We start from the raw sequence: 19,255 nt of genomic DNA, 5'->3' as shown, positions 1-19,255 counted from the left end.
CTCACTATTCAATCCGTCGCTCAGTGGACGTTCCGTTGGAGGCGGTGGACGTACGCAGGCTCTGCGCCAGTTCCACCAGTTGCACGAACTCGTTGCGCAGGCCAAAGCGGTCATCGCCACGGGCACCTCGCGCCAGGGTTTCGGTGTCCTTGAGGCTGAAATCACCGGTGTAGCGGCCGTCCTTGAGTTGTTGTGAAAACGCGGCGACGGCGGCAGCGAAACGCAGGTCCTCACTGGCCGGCGCAACCTGACTGGCAATCGGCCGCTCGATCAGCAGACTTTTCCCACCCTCAGGCTTTTGATATCGCACACGCAGCATTGCTAATTCTCCTTTCTTCTCGGAAACCACTGCATCGGTTTTTCCGTAGCGCAGCGGCTCCAGCCAGCCCTTCTCGCCTGTCGGGACAATTTCATACAATGCCGTCACCGTATGGCCTGCACCGACTTCGCCGGCATCGACCTTGTCGTTGCTGAAATCCTCACGCTTCAGCGCGCGGTTTTCGTAGCCGAGCAGCCGGTATTCGCTGACCTGCGCCGGGTTGAACTCGACCTGCAACTTGACGTTTTTCGCCACCACGGCGAGGGTCGAACCGAGTTGATCCACCAGCACCTTGCGCGCTTCACGCAGGTTGTCGATGTAGGCGTAGTTGCCGTCACCGGCATCGGCCAGTTGTTCCATCAGGTGCTCATTGTAGTTATCCACACCGAAACCCAGGGTGGTCAGGGAAATTCCGGTCTTGCGTTTATCCACAGCCATTTGTTTCAGGCTGTCGAAGTCGCTGATGCCGACATTGAAGTCACCGTCGGTGGCCAACAGGATGCGGTTGATGCCTTTGGGGATGAACGCCTGCTGCGCCATCTGATAAGCCCGCTCAATGCCTGAAGCGCCGGCGGTCGAGCCGCCGGCAGTCAATTGCTCGATGGCTGTGCGAATTTTCGCCTTTTCCCGTCCGGAAGTCGGCTCCAGCACCACTCTGGATTCGCCGGCATACACCACCAGCGACACCCGATCCTGCTCGCGCAATTGATCGACCAGCAATTTCAGGGTGCTTTTGACCAGCGGCAAGCCTTCGCGGCGGTCCATCGAGCCGGACACATCCACCAGAAACACCAGATTTGCTGGCGCCAGTTCCGCCACGGCGCGGTCGGACGCCTTGATGCCGATGCGCAGCAAGCGGGTGTGCGGATTCCACGGTGAAGCAGCCAGTTCGGTGGTCACGCCAAAGGGCGAGCCATCGCTCGGCAGCGCATAGTCGTAGGGAAAGTAATTGACCATCTCTTCCAGCCGCACCGCGCCCTCCGGCGGCAGTCGACCCTGATTGAGCAACCGCCGCACATTGGCGTAGGCGCCGGTGTCGACGTCGGCACTGAAGGTCGAGACCGGGGTTTCGGCGACGCTGTGGATCGGGTTGTCGGCCAGATTGGCGTACTGCTCGCGCTGTTCATCGCGATAGCCCTGTGGATAACTTTCACCGGCCGGCATCGGTGCAAAACGGGCGATCGGCGCCGCCAGGGCACTGCGCTTGGCCATCGAGCTGTCGGCCATGATCGCTTCGGGCTGCGCGGAAGATTTCAGTTCGGTCTGCGCCGGAGGGGGCACAACGGTGGTTTCCGGGCTGGAGGAAACGCCGCAACCGGCAACCACTAGCAACACACTGGCAGCAAGAGGGCGCAGAAGCGTGGAAGGAAGGGACATGGGGGCTGACCTCGGGGAAGAATTGATCCATTCATCCCCTGAGACGGGCAGCCCTTTCAGTACGGGTTAAACCTCGCCGAAAAATTTTCAGCGGTGATAACGCCGCACCACACTGCTGTTGCGCAGCACGTGGCCTTTGATTTTTTCCATCAGCTGGGCACGGGTCAGACCGGCGGGCAAGGCGTCCGGGGCCAGATCGAGGGCGTAGATCTGAATGATGTAGTGGTGCGCGCTGTCGCCAACCGGTGGGCATGGGCCGATGTAGCTGGTGGTGCCTTTGCTGTTGGTGCCACCGAAGCCTTCAAGGGCTGATTTTGCGCCGACGCCGGCCGGAATCTGCCGGGTCGTGGCCTTGATCCCGTAGTGAATCCAGTGATCGACGCCTGCGCCTTTCTGGCCGTCCGGATCGTGCATGACGATCGCGTAGCTCAGGGTTCCGCTGGGGCCTGCGTTCCAGCTCAGGGCCGGTGACTGGTTCTTGCCGCCGCAGCCGGCCGCATCGCTGGCCGCCGCCGAGGTGAACAGACGGTTATCCGACACACCGGGAATGCTGAGGGTGAAACGCTCCTGGGCCTGCGCCGGAAACTGCACGCAAAGGGCGACGGCAACGGCCGCCAGCCAAGGGTTTAGAGAGGTCAATCGGGTCATTCCGGGAGCACCTTGTGCAGTTGGGCCTTCGTCGGCCTGCAAACTATAGCCGTACCGTTCGTGCCGTGGCAGTAGGAAATGGCTGAACCTCGCAATGCGGCCCAAACTCGTAAGAGAAATGCCTGTGAGGAGCAAGACCATGACCCTGCACCGTGTCGCCCGATTCGCCGATGTGCCTGAAGACCGTGGGCTGGAGGTGCAGATCGGCGACTGCAAGATCGTCCTGCTGCGCGCCGCCGGCCAGTTGCGCGCCTTTCAGGGGGAATGCCCGCATGCCGGCGCGCCGCTGGCGGAAGGTGCGTTGTGTCACGGCCGACTGATCTGCCCGTGGCACAAGGCAGCCTTTCGCGCCGAAGACGGCGCCTTGTGCGAACCTCCGGCGCTGGACAGCCTCAAGCGCTATCCGCTGGAACTGCGCGGCGACGAGGTGTGGGTCGATGATCAGCCGTTGCCGGATCCGCACACTCCGCCGCAGGACGATCCACGCACCTTTGTCATTGTCGGCGCCGGTGCCGGCGGAACGGCCTGCGCCGCCGCGCTGCGCGAGAAAGGCTTCGGCGGGCGGATCGTGCTGATCGACCGCGAGCCGGACGCCGGCTACGACCGAACGGTGCTGAGCAAATTCGTGCTGTCCGGGGAAATGCCGGCGCCGGAAACCCCGCCCCTGCGCGATGACGACTTTTACCGCGAGCAACACATCAATCGGGTTTCGGGCGAGGTCAGCGGGCTCGATGCCGATACCCGGACCCTTCACCTGAGCGATGGCCGCACGATGAATTACAGCGCGGCGGTGCTGGCCACCGGCGCAACGCCCAACGCGCTGAAACTGCCCGGCGCCGACCTGCCCCAGGTGTTTGTCCTGCGCTCCAAAGCCCAGGCGCAATCCATCATGGACGCCGCCCAACCCGGCCAGCGTGCCGTCATCATCGGTGACAGCTTCATTGCACTCGAATGCGCCTCGGCCCTGCGCCAGCACGGGCTCGAGGTGACGGTACTCGCGCGGCACGCGATTCCCTTCGCGGCGCAGTTCGGTGAAGCCGTCGGCAAGGCGATCCGTGCGCTGCATGAAGAAAACGGCGTGAAATTCATCACCGATCACGAAGCCAGGGAAATCACCGGAGACGGTAAGGTCGAGGCAGTGTTGCTCGACAATGGCCTGCGCCTGTCGGCGGATCTGGTGTTAGCGGGAATCGGCGTACATCCGGCCACCGAAGCGTTCGGCGACCTGCCGCGCGAGGACGATCAATCACTGTTGGTCGATGGCAGCCTGCGCGTCACCGAAGGTCTGTGGGCCATTGGCGATATCGCCACCTTCCCGCTGAACGGCCAGCCACAACGCATCGAGCACTGGCGCCTGGCCCAGCAGCACGCGCGGATCGCCGCCGCCAATCTGCTCGGTGGCGATGAACATTACCTCGACGTGCCGTATTTCTGGACCTGGCATTTCGGCCGCAACTACGACTATCTCGGTCACGCCGAGGCGTGGGATGCGGTCGAATTTATCGGCGAACCCGAACAGCCGCCGTTTATCGGACTGTTCGGGTGCAAGGGTGTCGTGGTGGCAGCGGTGGCCTGCGAAGAGGAACGGTCGATGGCGCTGCTGGCCGAACGCATGAAGCAACCGCTGTCGATGGAGAAGGCCTGGCGGCTGATTCGCGCCGTCAGGTGATCCGGTTCAACGGCTCGCGGTTGTCATCGTCCTCGGCGTGCAGAAAGATCACCCGAGGGTGCTCCAGTGGCGCCAGCGGCGGCGGCAATTCTTCAGGGTGGACCGGCCACAAATGCGGCACGACATGGCTGACGTCGCCGTCCTGATCGTTGTGGATGGTCATGACGCCCGGCCCGCGCAGTTTCTGAAAGCGGTCGTCGCACAGTTTGAAGCTGCGGCTCAGCGCCTCATCGTCGACCACCGGGGGCGGCAGGCGACGCTGGGCGAAGCTTCGGCTCTTGCGTTGTTGATAACGCGCCCAGCCGATCAGGATCACCGCGTTGACCAACGCCACCCACAGGTAAATCTGCAAAGTGCCGAGGGCTTCGAACGCCGAATGGTCGATGCGCGGCCCGCCTTCATGGGTCTCGATCAACGGCCACAGGCCGCGCACCAGCAGATACAGCAGGCCGACCCAGGCCAGCACCGTGAAGAACGCATCGACCACCACCAGAAACGGCCGTTGGCGGGTCCGGATGATTTTCATTTGATAACCTCCTCTTCATCGTCCCCGATCGGTTTGATACCCCGGTCGGGACTGACCCAGCGCGCACGCTTCTGGTGTTGACCGAACAATACCTTGGGGAAACTGACCAGCGTGGTCAGCAGGCTGACGAACCAGAACGCGATCGGGTACCACACCACCCAGAACATCGTCTTGCCCAGGCCCGGCTCGTAGCGACGGTCAATGATGATGCTGACCGCGAACTGCACCAGGCAGACAAACGCCAGCAGCAAACCGGTAAACGCCGGAGGCATCAGGTGATGCACCGCAATTGCCTCGGGCATGACCACGAACTTGCCGACGGCCCAGAAGATCACCGACAACAGGAAGGTGAACGCCCAACCGGTGGACAGGCAGTATTCGAACAGCAGCGGCCAAAGGTAACGGTGACGGTACTGCCAGATCCCGCGAATGTTCTTGAACAGCACTTCGGCGCCGCCCTGGGCCCAGCGCAGACGCTGTTTCCACAAACCGCGCAGGGTTTCCGGCATCAGGATCCAGCACAGGGCACGGGGCTCGTAGAAGATGCTCCAGTGGTCCAGTTGCAGCTTCCAGCTGATGTCGATGTCTTCGGTGATCATGTCCGGGCTCCAGTAGCCGACCCGGTTCAGCGCGGTACGGCGGAACGCGACGATCACACCCGACACGGTGAAAATCCGCCCGAACACCCGCTGGGTGCGCTTGATCAGCCCGATGATCGACGAGAACTCGCCGACCTGAACCCGCCCGACCAGCGTCGAACGCGTGCGGATTCGTGGGTTGCCGGTCACCGCGCCCAGCCGCGCGTTGTCGAGCATCGGCGCGACGAGATAAGCCGCGGTGTTCGGCGCCAGCAACGCGTCACCGTCGATGCACACCAGATATTCACTGCGCGCAGCAATGGCGCCCATGCGCAGAGCCACGGCCTTGCCCTGGTTTTCCGCCAGGTGCAGCACCCGCAGCCGAGGGTCTTCCTTGGCCAACGCATCCAGCACTTGTGCGGTGTTGTCCTTGGAACCGTCGTTGATCGCGATGACTTCGATGTTCGGGTAATGCTGCGCCAGCGCCGCATGGATGGTATCGGCGGCGTTGTCGCCCTCGTTGTAGCAAGGGATCAGGATCGAAATCAGCGGTTCGCCTGCCAGCGGTGGCGGCAGCGTGTCGTCCTTCCACGGCCAGTGCCGCTCCCAGTGCAGCCAGAAATACAAGCCACCGGAAATCCACAACCCGGACATGAACAGCGGGTAGAAGAACACGAAGTCCATCAGGAATTGCCCGGTGACCAGGAAGATCAGACCCAGCGGAACGCCGAGGACGATCGCCAGAACAAGCAGGGCCAGCAGTCTATCCAGCATGTCATGGGTTCCATTTGTTGGAGAGCGCAGGCCGCACGGTTTTCAGGTCCGGCAGGTTCTCGAGGAAGTTGTCCGGGTAGTAGCCGAAACTTGTGGCGCCCTGACGCTTGAGGCGGCCCATCCAGTCGGCCAGTCGTGCACCGTCGATGCCGGCCTGTTCCTTTTTCGTCCAGTCCCGGGCCTGCAGTTCGAATACCGTGCGATCCAGCGCACCGGGGCGCTGTTTGATCTTCGCCACCAGCTGTTCGAGCCACGGGCCGGATTGCGCATGGGTCTGTTTTTCCATGAGCGGCATGGCCATCGGCGCCGTCCAGTCGTAACTCACAAGGAAGTCGTCGAGGTTCTGCGCGAACCACGCTTCGCTCTCGGGGTTGAGAATCGGCTCGGCGAAGATGTTGCGTGCGGTGAGCACTTGCGGGCCACGAATCGCGCGCACCCTGGCGGTCAGCTCATTGGTGAAGTCGATCAGGTAGCGGCTCTTGAACCGCGTCCAGCGCTGCATCGCCGCCGGATCGTCACGCAGGGCGGCGATCGAGCCCGGCAAGCCGTTGGCGGCATAGGCCTTGAGCGCCTGAGGGCCGGCGTCTTCGAAGTCCGAGAGCACCGCGTCGTCGTGGTAGAGAATGCCGTCGACCGAAGTCAGGCGTGCCACGTCTTCGTAGATCTCGCCGATGATCCGCCGCACCTCGGGATCGAACGGCGACAGGCGTTTATATTGATCCGGGTCGACAGCCGTCGCGCCGGTCTTCGGATCCCAGCGCGTCACGCGTGGCAGCCTCGAATCCAGTTCGAAACTCAGCACCGGCATCCACGCAAAGACCTTCACATGAGCCCGGGTGCGCAATTGCCAGGCGACACGATCGAACAGGTCGGCACGCACCGGCAAGTGGCGGTTGGGGAAGTACATCGAATGCACCAAGCCATCGCCCTTCGGGTCGGCGAAAGCTTGCAGGAATACGGTGTTGGCGCCCATGTCGGCCATGCGCTGGATCAGTTTGCCAAGGTTGATTTCCTGCTGCGCCGGATCCGGGTCGTAGACGTTGTCCAGATCCACGTGCACCACGCGCATGGTGAAGTCCGATTGCACCGCGACGATGCTGTTGGCGAAATGCTCGCCGTCAGGATCGGAGGCGACCAGAAAGCGCGGACCGCTCATCAGGTTGTCGAGAGCATCGAGACCGTCATCGAGGGTCAGGGCCATTTCGTAGCCCTGCTCACTGACCACCGTCAGCGAAGTGCCGTCCGCTGTACCGTAGGGCCAGACCCAGACCCTTGGTTTCTTACCGGTGACCTTGCGGATTTTTTCCGAGATGGCCGCCACATCGGTACGCATGCGCGCCTGGAAGTCCGCTTCGGATTCATAGCGTTTGCTCACCGGATCGTAGCGTCGGGTCGCGGCCGCCGGCTGCATGTTGCCCTGCGGATTGGCGAGGATGCCTTTGTGGCTGGCGTCGGTGTGGGCAGCGATTTCCACCAGCCCCGATTGGGAGATTTCCCGCACCTGAGCCCAGGTCAGGAAGTCCGAGCGCGCACGCGGCGTGCCGGCGAAGTCCACCGGTTGGTTCAGCGGCGTATCGATCCAGGTGCCGACCGGCGCCAGCAGCGCATGCCAGTTATAGGCGCGCAACACCGGCAACACGCGGGTGTAGAAGCTTGAGTAACCGTCGTCGAAGCTGAGCAGGATCGCCTTGGGCGGCAGTTCCGGCCCGCCCTTGCGTGCGGCCATGATCTGATCGACCGTCACCGGTTTGTAGTTGTTCTCCCGCAGCCAGGCGAGCTGTTCGAGCAGGCGCTCGGTGCGCACCGCCACCACCGCCTGATCGGGGTCACGATCTTCGACGTCGTGGTAGGCGATGCCCAGCACGTGGTTTTTCGGCCAGGGCTTTTCACTGGCTGCCACCGGTCGCTCGGACGGCGGCACGAACGCCGGGGCTTGCTGGGCGCAGGCGCTGACCAGCAGCACTCCCAGCAGAAGGATGAAACGCGAAATCAAAGGCATCTTCAAACTCTTCTAGAAGCGGAAAGTGAGGTCGACGAGCAGACGCAGATCGGTTTCCCGGTCACCGTCGTAGGGCCGGTTGATCACACTGAACAAACCGCCCACCTCGAACACGTCGTTCCAGGCGTAGCGCTGGCCGTAACCGAGCAATGCCATGCCGCCGGTGCCGTGATCACGCTGGCTGTAAGTACCCGCACCGGCCTGGAACTGCTGGCTCCAGACGGTTTCGTAACGGTGGTACAGCACGTGATTGACGTTCAGCAGCGGCATGACGCTGAAGTCCGACTTCGGGTTGAAGTACGGCACGTCATCGGACTTGGAGTTGTGGCTGGTGCTCACTTCCAGGCCCGCATCGACTTGCAGGTTCGGCGCGCTGTAGACGCCCTCTTTTCCGGTCAGCAAGGCTTCGACACGGTTGTTGCCGTCGCTGAAGTGCGACGGGCTGACCGCCAGCCGCCATTCGCGACTCTCGTTGGCGCGCCAGCGAATGAAACCGCTGCCGCCGTTGGCCTTGATGTCGCTGTTCAATGCCCGCAGCGGGGTCTCGGCCGACAGATATTCGAGGCTGCCGCCGTATTGCCAGTGATCGTCGATGTCGCGGGCAATCGCCAGGCGCGCGCCCTGCTTGTCACCAAACCCATAGGAATGATTCGACACTTCGGCTTCGAGGGTCATGTCGCGGGTGCGACGCTCCAGGCCGACACGCTGGAAGCGGTGGTGGCCGGTCCCTTCGGTGAAATCGCCTGTGGCGTATCCGGCCCCGGCGAACACCCGCCAGTCTTCATCGATCGGCGGGCTGTAAAGGGTGGTCTGAATACCGAAGTCGCGGCTGCCGCTGACCGCGCCGGCATTGCCACCACTGCCACCATTGGCCTTGCCGCCGTAAGCTTCGACGCGCAGTTCGGACATGTCATGCACTTCACGCTCGCGGGCCAGACGCTGGACCTGACGGTTGTCGGGGAAGCGCGCCACCACGTCGTCGGTCAGCGCGTCCATTTGCCGCCATTCCTGCAGGTCCATGGCGGTGCGGGCCTGCGCGACTTCAAGACCCATGTCGCGCGGCGTGATGCTCTCGGTTTCCTTGAGCTGGTTTTCCGCACGGCGCGGCCAGTTGCGGGCCAGGTACAGATCGGCCTGGGCCAGGCGCAGGCCGATGTTGCCCGGCGCCTGATCCACCAGGGTCTGCAAGCGCTCTTCGCCGTGAGGCAGGTCGGAGCCGTAGGTGCCGGCCTGCGCCGCCAGTTGCTGGGCGTCCATCCATTCGTCGTTGGGGTTGCCGATCGGCAGGCCCTTGAGTTCGATGCGCGGTTTCTGTGTCCTGGCCTGATCTTCGGCGACCTTGCGTGCCTCTTCGGCGCGATCGCTTTCCAGCAGCGAGTAATACAGCGCCGTGGTGTCTTCGAGTCGGTCGCCGACATCGGCGTCCGGCGCCGCCAGCACCTGCCGGTAAAGATCGGTGGCGATTTCCGGCTGGCGCTGATCCAGATAGGACGCCGCCACCCAGCGCAGGGCGTAGGTCGGAATCTTCACGCCTTCGGCTTGCAGCTTCTGGTATTCGCTGATGACTTCGGCGGTGCGCGCCCGGGCCTTGAGCGCGCCCATGCGGTCGATGCGCCAGCGGGTCACGTCGTCGTGGGCGCTGGCGTCCGGGGTCCAGGTGGCGAGCAACTGGTCGTAGTCGGCCAGGGCGCGGTCGGCGATCACGTAGCGTTCTTTTTCGCTGCGGGTGGCCAGCTCGGCAAGGCGCACGCGCTCGGCGGCCAGATCGCCTTCCAGACGGCGCAAGGTGACGGGATCGATCAACCCCGGACGCTGCTTCGCCAGACGCAGCGCCGGCTCCGGTAGACGGGCCTTTTGCAGGGCGACCACGTATTCGCGGGCGACCTCCGGTTTGTTGCCGGCGCGAACAAAGGCCTGGTCGTATTCGAACAGCGCGTCGTAGGGCTTTCCGGCACGATTCAGGGCGTAGCCCAGCGCCAGTCGGCGGGAAGGATCATCGGGTTTGGCGGCGACCAGCGAGCGGGCGCGGATCACCCCTTCATCAGGTTTGCTGGAGTCGGCCTGGGTCAGCGCCAGGCCGAGTTGCAGGTCGGCGTTGTCCGGCTCCAGCATCAGGGCCTTGTTGTAGACCTGGATCGCCTGATCCCAACGCTTGAGGTTGCGATAGGCCCGGGCGGTGGCGGTCAGCGCCTGAACCGGCAATGCCCGGCCAAGGCCCTGGGTCTCGTAGACCTGCACCACTTCAGCGTCGAGCCCGGCCCAGCCGGCGATTTGCAGGTGATCGCTGACCTGGCCGGTGGTGGCCTGGGCCGGCGGCACCTGCCGCAAAACGGTCAGCGCGGGCGTGTAATGCCCGGCCCGGGCGTCGAGCACCATTTGATCGTAGGCCGTATCGGCGAACGCGAGCGCCGGCCAGAGCAACTGGCTGCACAGCGCGACTCGAAACAAAGGGCGTAAACCACGATGTAATACGGGAACATCAATACGCGGCATTCGTCAGCATCCTTACATGGCCAGCCGGGTAGCAGTGCTCCCCCTTGCCCATTTCGTGACGGAGGCCAAGCAAAAAACGCTCAGCCAAGCTTATCCAGGCAGTCTTGCACGCAAGCGTAGACCAAGATTCAGAACACAATAATTATTCAGATTCGTGACGATGAATTTCCCGAAAGGCCGCAAACCCGGACGCCAGACAGCAAAACGCCCGGCGTCTGCGGGTGCAGAGGCCGGGCGTTTCGTTTTAGCGCGGGGCGTCGTTTACTGAGGCTGCTCGATACTGCCGAACTTGCTCATCAAGAAGCCGACAAACTGCTCGACAGTCATCTTCTGGCCGTTGAATTCCACCTGATTGGCGGCGTAATGCAGTTTGGTGACAACGTTGGTGCCGTCCAGGGTTGCCAACTGCGAACCCACGGCCATGCCGGCGAACATGTCGGCGCCAGCGCTGGCCTGGTCAACGATGGCTTTGGCATCGGTCTGACCGTCGATTTGCGCCTGCACGCTGAGCAGATCGACCAGCATCGGCTTGGACACCAGCACATTGACGTCAAGCAGCGCGATCAGCTGTTTGCCCAACTGATCCGGCGGCAAATCCATCGACTGTGGCTTGGCCAGGTCGAGCACCAGACTCGCGCGGCTTTCGCCGTTGGCGGTTTTCAGCGACAGGTCTTCCAGCGCCAGTTGCGGCCCGGCTGCCAGCAGTTTCTGCAGGTCAGCCTTGACCTGGGCGGACTCGGCCTCGGTGAGGTCCAGCTCCGGCGCCGGCAGGCCGGCGGCAGTCGCTTCGGCAGCGGCTTTCTCGTAGGGCTGCAGTTTGGTCTGGTAGATCTGCATCAGCGACATGGCCGACGGAATGTCGAGGTTCTTCAGGCTCATCGCCAGGTTGGCCGAACCGATCTTCTTGTCGTTGAGGGTCACTTCAGCGACCTTGTAGTCGGCACGGCCGGAGGCGTTGCTGCCGTTCTCTTCGGTGCGGTTCTTCATCTCGAAGTTCTTCACGCCCAGCACCGACTGTTTGGCACCGAAGGTGGTCTTGCTGCTGGTCAGCTCCAGGGTGTTCTCGCCGGTGTAGTAGCCGTAAGTGCTCTTGGCGAGGTTGCTGGCCAGGGTCAGGCCATTGAGTTCGATCTGCACCGGCGCCTGATCTTCGGCGACCGTGGTCAGGTGCAGGCTGTCCATGTAGCCGTTGGCCTTGACCTTCTGCGCCTGGGCGCTGGCGGAGATGTCCATGTTCAGGCCGGAAAATTTCAGGCTCGACTTGTCATCCAGCGCGGCTTCCAGCGGCAGCAGTTCGAGGTTGCCGGTGGTGGACTGGTCGTAACCGATGTTGACCACACCCTTGAGCGGCGCGGCGCCCTTGGTGGCGGCAAACCATTTTTCGGTGGTCGGGGTCTTTTCCAGTTCGTAGTGACTGGTGGCCATGACCGGCAGCCATTTCAGCGACACCAGCCGCGAGAACGGCAGCGGGCCGTGTTCGATGTGGTCGACGAACAGCAGCTCGACCGGCGCCTCGCCGAACATTTCACCCTCGCCCCTGAGGCGGTAGTGCGCGGTGCTGCTGAAGGTGTTGCGCTCAAGCGATACCAGTTCCAGCGACGCACTGCCGTTGGAACCGGCCATGGCGGTCTGCAATTCGCTGTTGGCGTTGGCGACGGCGTTGTTCAGGACGCCTTCGATTTTGGTGCCGGTGTACCAGGCCCCGCCTACGCTGATGGCGCCGATGGCCACAACAATTCCGAGAAGCACGCCTGCTGATTTATTCATGAATGACCTGATCGATTTCCGTGGCTGAAAGTGTGGTCGTCTTCCCTGAACCCGTGACCGGGCCGTGGCGCGACTCCGCTGAATTTAGCGGTGGAGATTAGCACTGGCAGTGCGACGCGGCCCAACGATTAAAGGTTAAAGAGTGTCGACAAGTCATGGACAAACAAAAAGATCGCCGGGTTCGGCGATCTTTCAGGGGTCAGGAATATTGCACCTCGATCTCATCAAGCTGATGGTCGAAGCTTTTCAACCGCGCGGTCCAGGTGTACACCAGCACTTCGAAATCCCGGTCGATCACCGCCCCGCCCGGCCCGTCGCTGCGCGGGTCGCAGAAGTCCAGTTGATAACGCTCGCGGGCCATGGCGGTGGCGACGTCCGACAGTTCGCGGGCATTGTTGAGCCAGTGCCAGCCGTCGTCAGCGACTTGCCGGTCGAGGGCCAGACATTGTTTTTTCAGGGCTTCGAGGCTTTTTTCCAGCGGCGTGCCGGTAAGTTCGCCCATGACTTCGGCGAAGGTGCGCCCCGGTTGCCAGTAACTGCCCCAGAAGTAGCGGTCGAACACGGTTTCGACTTTGCGCAGCGCGACTTTGGTGTCCCAGATCAGCAGCAGCGTCTTGCTTTGCTCAAGCTGGCGTTTCTTGAGGCGCTGGCTCTGCACCAGGGCCGACGCCACGACCACGATCGCCATGACCGCGATCAGCGCCACGGTGCTGTCGAGGAAGACCATTGCCTTGTCGATCTGGTGGGCCAGCATGATGCCGTAGAAATAGGTGGCCGAGAGCAGCACCAGGGCTACCAGGGCGCACCAGAAGCCGAGAGCGTAAGGGTTTTTCATTATTGGTTTCCCCTAGACCTGCGCTAGCGATGTGCACTGAAAAGGCGCCTGGTTCGGGGCGCCCTTTCAATACTTCAAAGCATAGCAACGGCCTCAGGGTTTGCTGGCGCTCGAGGCTTGCGTTCGTCCGCTTTCCCAACCGCCGCCCAGGGCGAGGAACAAATCGATCTGGCTCATGGCAACCTGAGTGTTGGCGGCGGCCAGTTGCGCAGTGACGTCGGTGTAGGTGCGAGTGGCTTGCAGGTCGGCGAGGAACGACTCGCGGCCCGCCTGGAAGAAGCGGTGAGTCTGGTCAGCCGCCAGTTTCGCCGACTGCTCGGCATCGGCCAGCGCATCACGGCGTTGCAGCAGCGCAGTGTACTGGGCCAGACCGGTCTGGGTTTCGCGGATGGCGTTGAGCACCACGCCGTCGAAATGTGCCAGCGCGCCCTGGGTGGTGGCTTCGGCTTCGCGGATCCGGGCCCGGGCGCCGTTGGTCGGCACCTTCCAGCTCAACGACGGGCCGAAGCCCCAGCGGTTGGTGGAGGGTTTGCCAAGGTTGTCCAGAATGCCGACGGTGCCGATCGTCGCGCCGAAACTGATGTCCGGGTACAACTCGCCGGTGGCGATACCGATCCCGGCCGTTGCGGCTGCCAGACGTCGCTCGGCCTGACGGATGTCCGGCCGGCGCTTGAGCAGCGCCGCGCCATCGCCGACCGGCACCAGTTGAGCGATTTTAGGCAGTTCGGCGCAGGTTGCGGTGCCGGCCGGTAGTTGATCGACAGGTTTGGCCAGCAGCATCGACAGACGGAACAACCCGGCCTGACGCGCCGCCTCATAACGCGGCATGTCGGCGCGCAAGGATTTGAATTGGGTCTGCGAGCGGGTGACCTGGGTCTCGTCACCGCGTCCGGCGTCGCGCAGACGCTGAATCAGGGTGGTGCTCTGGGATTGCAGGTCGAGGGAATGCTGGGCGATTTCCCGTTCTTCGTTCGCCGCGCAGACCTGGGTGTAGGCCCGCACCACGTCGGCGACCAGGGTGATGCGTGCGGTGTCGGCAGCGGCCTGGGTCGCGTCGGCGTTGGCCTTTGCCGCTTCGATCCCGCGTTGCAACGTGCCCCACAGGTCGAACTGGTAAGACGCGCTGATACCGATATCGCCAATGTTGGCCACCGGCACTTTCTCCGGCAGCAGGAATGCCTCGCCGGATTCCTGCAAGCGTTGCGCGCCCATCTTCACGCCGCCGCTCCAGCCACCGGCCGCCTCGGCTTCATCGACCTGCGCACGGGCCCGCGACAGATTCGCCGCCGCCACCCGCAGATCGGTGTTGGACGCCATGGCCTGCTGCACCAGTTGATCCAGGCGCGGATCCTGATACAGGCGCCACCAGTCCGCCGGCACCGGGGCCGACACCACCGGTTTGCCGGCCACCGCCAGATCGCCCTGGAAATCCTTGCGCTGGATCGCCGCGTCTTCGGGCACGTGATAGTCCGGCCCGACCATCGAGCAGGCCGACAGCATCATGCCCAAACCGGCGATCATCAGAGCCCTGCTCATTTCGCGGGCTCCTGCGGTTGATCGTCGATGATCGACACGGTGGCAGTACGTCCGGCGATCATGCGGAAGTCATTCGGCACGTCGTCGAAAGCAATGCGCACCGGTATCCGTTGCGCCAGTCGCACCCAGCTGAACGCCGGATTGACGTTGGGCAGCAAGTTGCTGCCGCTCGAACGGTCGCGGTCTTCGATACCGGCAACGATGCTTTCGACATGCCCGCGCAAGCGGGCGCGGTCACCGATCACGCGGATATCCACCGACTGGCCGATGTGGATGCCGTCGAGTTTGGTTTCTTCGAAATAGCCGTCGATGTGGAACGAATTGCTGTCGACCACCGACAACACCGGACGCCCGGCGGTGACGAACTCCTGCGAGCGCGGCGCACGGTCGTTGACGTAGCCGTCCACCGGACTGCGGATCACCGAGCGGTCGAGATTGAGCTGAGCGCTGTCCACCGCCACCAGCGCTTCGGCCAGGGCCGATTGCGCGCGGGCCACTTTCGACTGGCTTTCTTCCAGCTGTTCGGCCGGCACCAGATTGCCCAGACCGCGGTTACGTTTGGCTTCCCGTTGTGCCTGAGCCAGGGTTTCTTCGCGATCAGCGACCGCTGCCTTGGCCTGGCGCAACGCCAGTTTGAAACGGTCCTGGTCGATGCTGAACAGCACTTGGCCGCGTTTCACCAACTGGTTGTCCTTCACTTCGACCTGCTGGATCAGCCCGGACACGTCCGGGGCGATCTGCACGATGTCGGCGCGAATGTGGCCGTCGCGGGTCCAGGGCGCAAACATGTAATACATCACCATGCGCCAGACCACGACGACGGCGAAAGTCACGATCAGCAGCGTCAGGACGACGCGACCGAGGGTCAGAAACGGTTTTTTCATGTCATCAGGTATCGACTGAGTGAATCCACGCCGTACAGCATCACGGCGTAGAGAGCCACGTTGAACAATGCCCGGTGCCAGACCAGACGGTAGAAATGCAGGCGTGTGAGCACGCCGTGTACCAAAACAAACAGCACATAAGTGATACCCATCAACACCAGCAGGGTCGGCAGGAAAATGCCGCTGATGTCCAGATCACCGATCATAGGGGCGCTCCTTCGGGCAGCGGTTCTTTGGGCTCTGCGTTGGAGACGAATTCCACGCCGGGCAACAGCGCCAGGCGCAAACCGCTCAAGGCGTGCAACAGGTTCAGTCGGGTTTCTTCATCACCTTGACCGTGGAGCGCGCGGCGGGTGCGATCCATGGTCATCAATAAGGCACTCGGCGCCGGCAGGCGTTCGCCGGCCTTGAGACAGGCCCGGAAATACTCGCCAACCTCGGCCACCACTTGCTTGAGCAACGCGTTCGGCGCGCCCGTCACTCGCGGCGTATAGGCAAGCAGGTCGAGCAGGTTCAGCCCGACGCGCACTTCGCGCATGGCGATGCCGGTGTCCTGGCCGGTCAGCGCCAGACGCGGCAGGTGCTGCATCAGGCGGTCGAGCAACTGCACGCCCAGTTGCCGGTGTTCGGCGAGGTTGGCCGGCTCGGTCATGCTGACGATGTCTTTCCAGCTGAAACGGGTCAGGCGCTTGGCCGCCAGTTCGGCGCCGAACGGCCGGGCGATCAGCGTCCAGATGAACGCGAACAGCAGCCCCATCGGGCCCGCGAGGTTGGAGTTGACGAAGGCAAAGAAGTCCGCGTCGTACGCACCGGAAATGCTGATGAACGACGAGGTGTTGACCAGCGTCAGCAGCATGCCGAGGTAGAAACGCGGCTGCACCGTCAGGGTACCGACACAGATGAACGGCACCGCGAACGCCAGCACCAGCATCGGAAAGTCATGCAGGTTCGGCAACACCAGAAACAGGTACAGGCTGGCAAACAGCACCGACATTCCGGTCCAGAAAAAGAACCGGTAAATCTGTGGCGCCGGGTCGTCCATTGAGGCGAAGAAGCTGCACGACACCGCCGCCAGAATCACCGCGCTGCCGCCGTCGGTCCAGCCCAGCAGGATCCACAACACCGAGGCAACGATGATCGCCAGAATGGTCGAAGCCACCGAATACAGCATCAGCCCACGGTCGAGAAATGGCGTCAGGCGACCAAGGCGCCAGTGACGATAAACTGCGCGCCAACTGTCCTGGCGCTCACACAAGATCGCGTCCTGCAGGCTGCGGCAGTCCTGCCACAGATCGATGAATTCGCTGAGGCGATACAACGCATTGGAAAACAGCAATTGCTTGCGATCCTCCAGGGCTTCGGCACTCGGCTGCAGCGCTTCGAGCTGATTTCGCAGGGCTTGCCAGCGCTCCAGATTGGCGTCTTTGTGGCCTAGCCATTCGCGGGTCGCGGTGAGCAGCGGCGCGAATTTCTGCACCAGTTCCGGCGTGCGCCGTTCGAGGGCGTACAGCGAATCTTCGAGGGCATCGATCACCGGCAGCAGGTGGATCATCCGCCCGCGCAACTCCTTGGTGTTGCGTACGGTTTGCGGCCGCGCACCTTCGTGCGGCAACTGGCCGATCATCAATTCCAGGCTGTTGAAACTGCCGACCATGGCCATGCGCAGGGCGGCAACTTCTTCGGGCTGCACGTCGCGGCTGAGGAATTTGAGGCTGTAGGTTGTGGCATCGGCGAACCATTTGCCCACGGCATCGTTGAACACCGGTGCCAGGCGCCGTGGCCAGAACATCGCGCCGACCACCGCCGCCACGGCGATGCCGAGAAAGATTTCTTCAGTCCGCGACTCGGCCACGTCCCACACCGCCAGCGGGTTGTCGACCACCGGCAGGGCGATCAGCGGCAAGGTGTAGCCGGCGAGCATCAGCGCGTAGTTGTTGGCGGTGCGCAGGTGCAGGGACAGGAACAACAAAATCCCCGTCCACAAGGCAATGACCACCACCAGCACATACGGGCTCTGGACGAACATCGGCACGAACAGCACTGCTGCCGCCGCACCGAGAAACGTACCGATTGCGCGATACAGCGCCTTGGAACTGGTCGGGCCGAGGAACGGGCTGGAAACGATGTACACCGTGGCCATCGCCCAATAGGGACGCGGCATCTGCATGAGCAAGGCGATGTACAGCGCGGTCATCGAGGCCGCGAACGTGCGGATCCCGTAGAACCAGTCCCGCGCGGGGGGCATGCCGGAAAAGAACCCGTTCACGGATTGATCACCGTTGGCGGAGTGGCCGCCTCAAAAGCTCTCAGTACCCGAAGCGTAGCTTCCAGATCGCGCTGGTCGATGCCTTCGAGCACTTCATGACGCAGCCGCACCAGTTGCGCCTCCACCGCTTGCACCAGCTCACGGCCGGCGTCGGTCAGGCTCAGGCATTTGGCGCGTCGGTCATGGGCATCTTCGGTGCGGCAGACAAAACCGGCGTGACACAACTGATCGAGCAGGCGCACCAGCGACGGCGACTCCATCCCCGCCGCCTGCGCCACCTGCACCTGGCGCACACCCTCGCCCAAGCGCCCGATCATCAACAACGGGACGGCGCAGGCTTCGGAAATTCCATAATTGACCAGCGTGGTCTGGCAGATCTTCCGCCAATGCCTGGCGGCCACCACCATGGCACTGCTGATGTTCATCTGAAGAGCGTCGAGGTTATTCGGCACGAGGGAATGCACACACTGTTAGTTTGCTAACTATCAATATCGCATTGGCGGGGAAATTCAGTCAAGTTTTGAAACAAATTCATGTCCGAAGGTGAATTCAGAAAATTTATCTCACCCTGACTTTTGCGCTGTTTTTTTTACAACCCACAAGTTTTTTTTACATTTCGGTCTTTTCGATCATTTTTTTTTACATTCCCCGCCCCTTCCTCAACATCACATCCAACTGATCCACCACCTCCGCCCAATCCGCATCATCGAGAATCTCGTCCCGCAGGAAATCCGCCTGGCTCTTGGTCCAGAAAAACGCGTCGCACAGGTGCAGTTCGGGTTTGAGCGGGGAATGGGTGGCGATGAACTGGTCGATGCTGACCGGGTCGTTGTCCAGGCCGAGCTGTTTGAACAGGGATGGGAGGCTGTGCGTCGGGTTTTCCATTGTTCTGCTCCTTCGAAGACCAGGTGGATGTAATAGATTCGCGAGCAAGCTCGCTCCCTCAGGTTTAGCGCAGAACCTGTGGGAGCGAGCTTGCTCGCGATTGGCGTCGGCACCGACGCTAAAAAAGCTACTGACTCAGTTCCCGCACCTGCGCATGCGGCACCATTTTCAGGAATTCGGGCATGCTCATGTGCAGCAGGTTGTTGTGGTTTCCGGCTTCCAGGTAGATGTCTTTTGGCCGGGTCAGCAGCGGGTCGATGACCATGTCCAGGCCATAGGAGTCGCCCAGTGGCGGTACGGCACCGCGCTCACAGTCGTCGAAGATGTGCGCCAGATTGCTTTCGCGGGTGATTTGCCATTCGCCGCTGCTGCGCACTTTGCTCAAGTCCAGGTGGCGGCTGGCGGGCAGCACCGCCATCAGGTAGTGCCCGTGACGGTCGTCCAGGATCACCGATTTGGCCACCCGTTCTGCGGCAATCCCGGAGACCCGCGCCGTTTCCAGGCTGCTGGACGAGTGCGGGTGGGTGACGATGTCATATTCGCATTGCGCCCGGTTGAGGCTGCTCTGCACTTTCTTGGCCATACGCATGATGCACCTCGGTGCCCGCCGACGCTGCGCGGCGGACGGTAATGAAACGCTGTGGCTGTCCTAGAAATTCTAGTCCGGCGAGCTGCAAACACCGGGAAATCCGCCCACTG

16 protein-coding genes are annotated in these 19,255 nt (G+C 62.5%); 1 reads left to right on the top strand and 15 read right to left on the bottom strand.

Translation table 11 applies throughout. The features are described 5' to 3' along the window. Positions 1–4 precede the first annotated feature (4 nt). Entirely contained in the window at positions 5–1,696 is a 1,692-nt protein-coding gene (locus CAF79_RS12075) for a VWA domain-containing protein (RefSeq protein WP_085697956.1), read from the bottom strand. 87 nt (positions 1,697–1,783) lie between these two features. Further along, positions 1,784–2,344 carry a YbhB/YbcL family Raf kinase inhibitor-like protein gene (locus CAF79_RS12070; RefSeq protein WP_085697955.1) on the bottom strand — a complete coding sequence of 187 codons (561 nt, stop codon included), beginning with the start codon at positions 2,342–2,344 and terminating at the stop codon, positions 1,784–1,786. A 139-nt stretch (positions 2,345–2,483) separates the two neighbouring features. Here CAF79_RS12070 and CAF79_RS12065 point away from each other — a divergent pair, with 139 nt between their 5' ends. After that, positions 2,484–4,013 carry an FAD-dependent oxidoreductase gene (locus CAF79_RS12065; RefSeq protein ID WP_085697954.1) on the top strand — a complete coding sequence of 510 codons (1,530 nt, stop codon included), beginning with the start codon at positions 2,484–2,486 and terminating at the stop codon, positions 4,011–4,013. Here CAF79_RS12065 and pgaD read toward each other — a convergent pair. From pgaD to CAF79_RS12000, 13 genes are all read right to left on the bottom strand, one after another. After that, positions 4,006–4,539: a poly-beta-1,6-N-acetyl-D-glucosamine biosynthesis protein PgaD gene (gene pgaD / locus CAF79_RS12060; RefSeq protein WP_085697953.1), complete on the bottom strand. Its 534-nt coding sequence runs from the start codon at positions 4,537–4,539 to the stop codon at positions 4,006–4,008. The two genes, CAF79_RS12065 and pgaD, sit on opposite strands and share 8 nt — an antisense overlap. After that, a complete protein-coding gene (gene pgaC, locus CAF79_RS12055; protein ID WP_085697952.1) occupies positions 4,536–5,891 on the bottom strand; it encodes a poly-beta-1,6-N-acetyl-D-glucosamine synthase in 1,356 nt (451 codons plus the stop codon). The genes pgaD and pgaC overlap by 4 nt, the downstream gene beginning before the upstream one ends. 1 nt (position 5,892) lies before the next feature. Next, on the bottom strand, positions 5,893–7,890 hold the full coding sequence (pgaB, locus tag CAF79_RS12050) for a poly-beta-1,6-N-acetyl-D-glucosamine N-deacetylase PgaB (protein ID WP_085697951.1): 1,998 nt from the start codon (positions 7,888–7,890) through the stop codon (positions 5,893–5,895). 12 nt (positions 7,891–7,902) lie between these two features. After that, positions 7,903–10,383 (bottom strand): poly-beta-1,6 N-acetyl-D-glucosamine export porin PgaA, encoded by a 2,481-nt coding sequence (pgaA, locus tag CAF79_RS12045; protein WP_085697950.1) that lies wholly within the window; start codon positions 10,381–10,383, stop codon positions 7,903–7,905. 261 nt (positions 10,384–10,644) lie between these two features. After that, complete coding sequence (locus tag CAF79_RS12040) at positions 10,645–12,150, bottom strand: YdgA family protein (RefSeq protein WP_085697949.1); 1,506 nt, start codon at positions 12,148–12,150, stop codon at positions 10,645–10,647. Between the two features lie 199 nt (positions 12,151–12,349). Continuing rightward, a complete protein-coding gene (locus CAF79_RS12035; RefSeq protein ID WP_007957651.1) occupies positions 12,350–12,985 on the bottom strand; it encodes a hypothetical protein in 636 nt (211 codons plus the stop codon). A 93-nt stretch (positions 12,986–13,078) separates the two neighbouring features. Beyond that, positions 13,079–14,521, bottom strand: a complete 1,443-nt coding sequence (locus CAF79_RS12030) for an efflux transporter outer membrane subunit (protein WP_085697948.1) — start codon at positions 14,519–14,521, stop codon at positions 13,079–13,081. Further along, a complete protein-coding gene (locus CAF79_RS12025; RefSeq protein WP_085697947.1) occupies positions 14,518–15,405 on the bottom strand; it encodes an HlyD family secretion protein in 888 nt (295 codons plus the stop codon). The genes CAF79_RS12030 and CAF79_RS12025 overlap by 4 nt, the downstream gene beginning before the upstream one ends. Beyond that, the gene (locus CAF79_RS12020; protein WP_007957657.1) at positions 15,402–15,611 is read right to left on the bottom strand and encodes a DUF1656 domain-containing protein; all 210 of its coding nucleotides are present in this window, start codon (positions 15,609–15,611) and stop codon (positions 15,402–15,404) included. The genes CAF79_RS12025 and CAF79_RS12020 overlap by 4 nt, the downstream gene beginning before the upstream one ends. Continuing rightward, positions 15,608–17,671 (bottom strand): FUSC family protein, encoded by a 2,064-nt coding sequence (locus tag CAF79_RS12015; protein WP_085697946.1) that lies wholly within the window; start codon positions 17,669–17,671, stop codon positions 15,608–15,610. Before CAF79_RS12015 ends, CAF79_RS12020 begins: the two co-directional genes overlap by 4 nt. Next, positions 17,668–18,096: a MarR family winged helix-turn-helix transcriptional regulator gene (locus tag CAF79_RS12010; RefSeq protein ID WP_085697945.1), complete on the bottom strand. Its 429-nt coding sequence runs from the start codon at positions 18,094–18,096 to the stop codon at positions 17,668–17,670. Before CAF79_RS12010 ends, CAF79_RS12015 begins: the two co-directional genes overlap by 4 nt. A gap of 214 nt (positions 18,097–18,310) precedes the next feature. Continuing rightward, positions 18,311–18,556 carry a DUF2789 domain-containing protein gene (locus CAF79_RS12005; RefSeq protein ID WP_085697944.1) on the bottom strand — a complete coding sequence of 82 codons (246 nt, stop codon included), beginning with the start codon at positions 18,554–18,556 and terminating at the stop codon, positions 18,311–18,313. A gap of 127 nt (positions 18,557–18,683) precedes the next feature. Further along, positions 18,684–19,145 (bottom strand): aminoacyl-tRNA deacylase, encoded by a 462-nt coding sequence (locus CAF79_RS12000; protein WP_085697943.1) that lies wholly within the window; start codon positions 19,143–19,145, stop codon positions 18,684–18,686. Positions 19,146–19,255: the final 110 nt, after the last annotated feature.

It is taken from the genome of Pseudomonas sp. B26(2017) (assembly GCF_002113045.1).
Taxonomy (GTDB): Bacteria; Pseudomonadota; Gammaproteobacteria; order Pseudomonadales; family Pseudomonadaceae; genus Aquipseudomonas.
This window is presented reverse-complemented; position numbering and strand designations above follow the sequence as displayed.

Coding starts and splice junctions, on each gene's coding strand:
- CAF79_RS12075 (WP_085697956.1), bottom strand. CDS start 1,696: ATGTCCCTTCCTTCCACGCTTCTGCGCCCTCTTGCTGCCAGTGTGTTG.
- CAF79_RS12070 (WP_085697955.1), bottom strand. CDS start 2,344: ATGACCCGATTGACCTCTCTAAACCCTTGGCTGGCGGCCGTTGCCGTC.
- CAF79_RS12065 (WP_085697954.1), top strand. CDS start 2,484: ATGACCCTGCACCGTGTCGCCCGATTCGCCGATGTGCCTGAAGACCGT.
- pgaD (WP_085697953.1), bottom strand. CDS start 4,539: ATGAAAATCATCCGGACCCGCCAACGGCCGTTTCTGGTGGTGGTCGAT.
- pgaC (WP_085697952.1), bottom strand. CDS start 5,891: ATGCTGGATAGACTGCTGGCCCTGCTTGTTCTGGCGATCGTCCTCGGC.
- pgaB (WP_085697951.1), bottom strand. CDS start 7,890: ATGCCTTTGATTTCGCGTTTCATCCTTCTGCTGGGAGTGCTGCTGGTC.
- pgaA (WP_085697950.1), bottom strand. CDS start 10,383: ATGCCGCGTATTGATGTTCCCGTATTACATCGTGGTTTACGCCCTTTG.
- CAF79_RS12040 (WP_085697949.1), bottom strand. CDS start 12,150: ATGAATAAATCAGCAGGCGTGCTTCTCGGAATTGTTGTGGCCATCGGC.
- CAF79_RS12035 (WP_007957651.1), bottom strand. CDS start 12,985: ATGAAAAACCCTTACGCTCTCGGCTTCTGGTGCGCCCTGGTAGCCCTG.
- CAF79_RS12030 (WP_085697948.1), bottom strand. CDS start 14,521: ATGAGCAGGGCTCTGATGATCGCCGGTTTGGGCATGATGCTGTCGGCC.
- CAF79_RS12025 (WP_085697947.1), bottom strand. CDS start 15,405: ATGAAAAAACCGTTTCTGACCCTCGGTCGCGTCGTCCTGACGCTGCTG.
- CAF79_RS12020 (WP_007957657.1), bottom strand. CDS start 15,611: ATGATCGGTGATCTGGACATCAGCGGCATTTTCCTGCCGACCCTGCTG.
- CAF79_RS12010 (WP_085697945.1), bottom strand. CDS start 18,096: ATGAACATCAGCAGTGCCATGGTGGTGGCCGCCAGGCATTGGCGGAAG.
- CAF79_RS12005 (WP_085697944.1), bottom strand. CDS start 18,556: ATGGAAAACCCGACGCACAGCCTCCCATCCCTGTTCAAACAGCTCGGC.
- CAF79_RS12000 (WP_085697943.1), bottom strand. CDS start 19,145: ATGCGTATGGCCAAGAAAGTGCAGAGCAGCCTCAACCGGGCGCAATGC.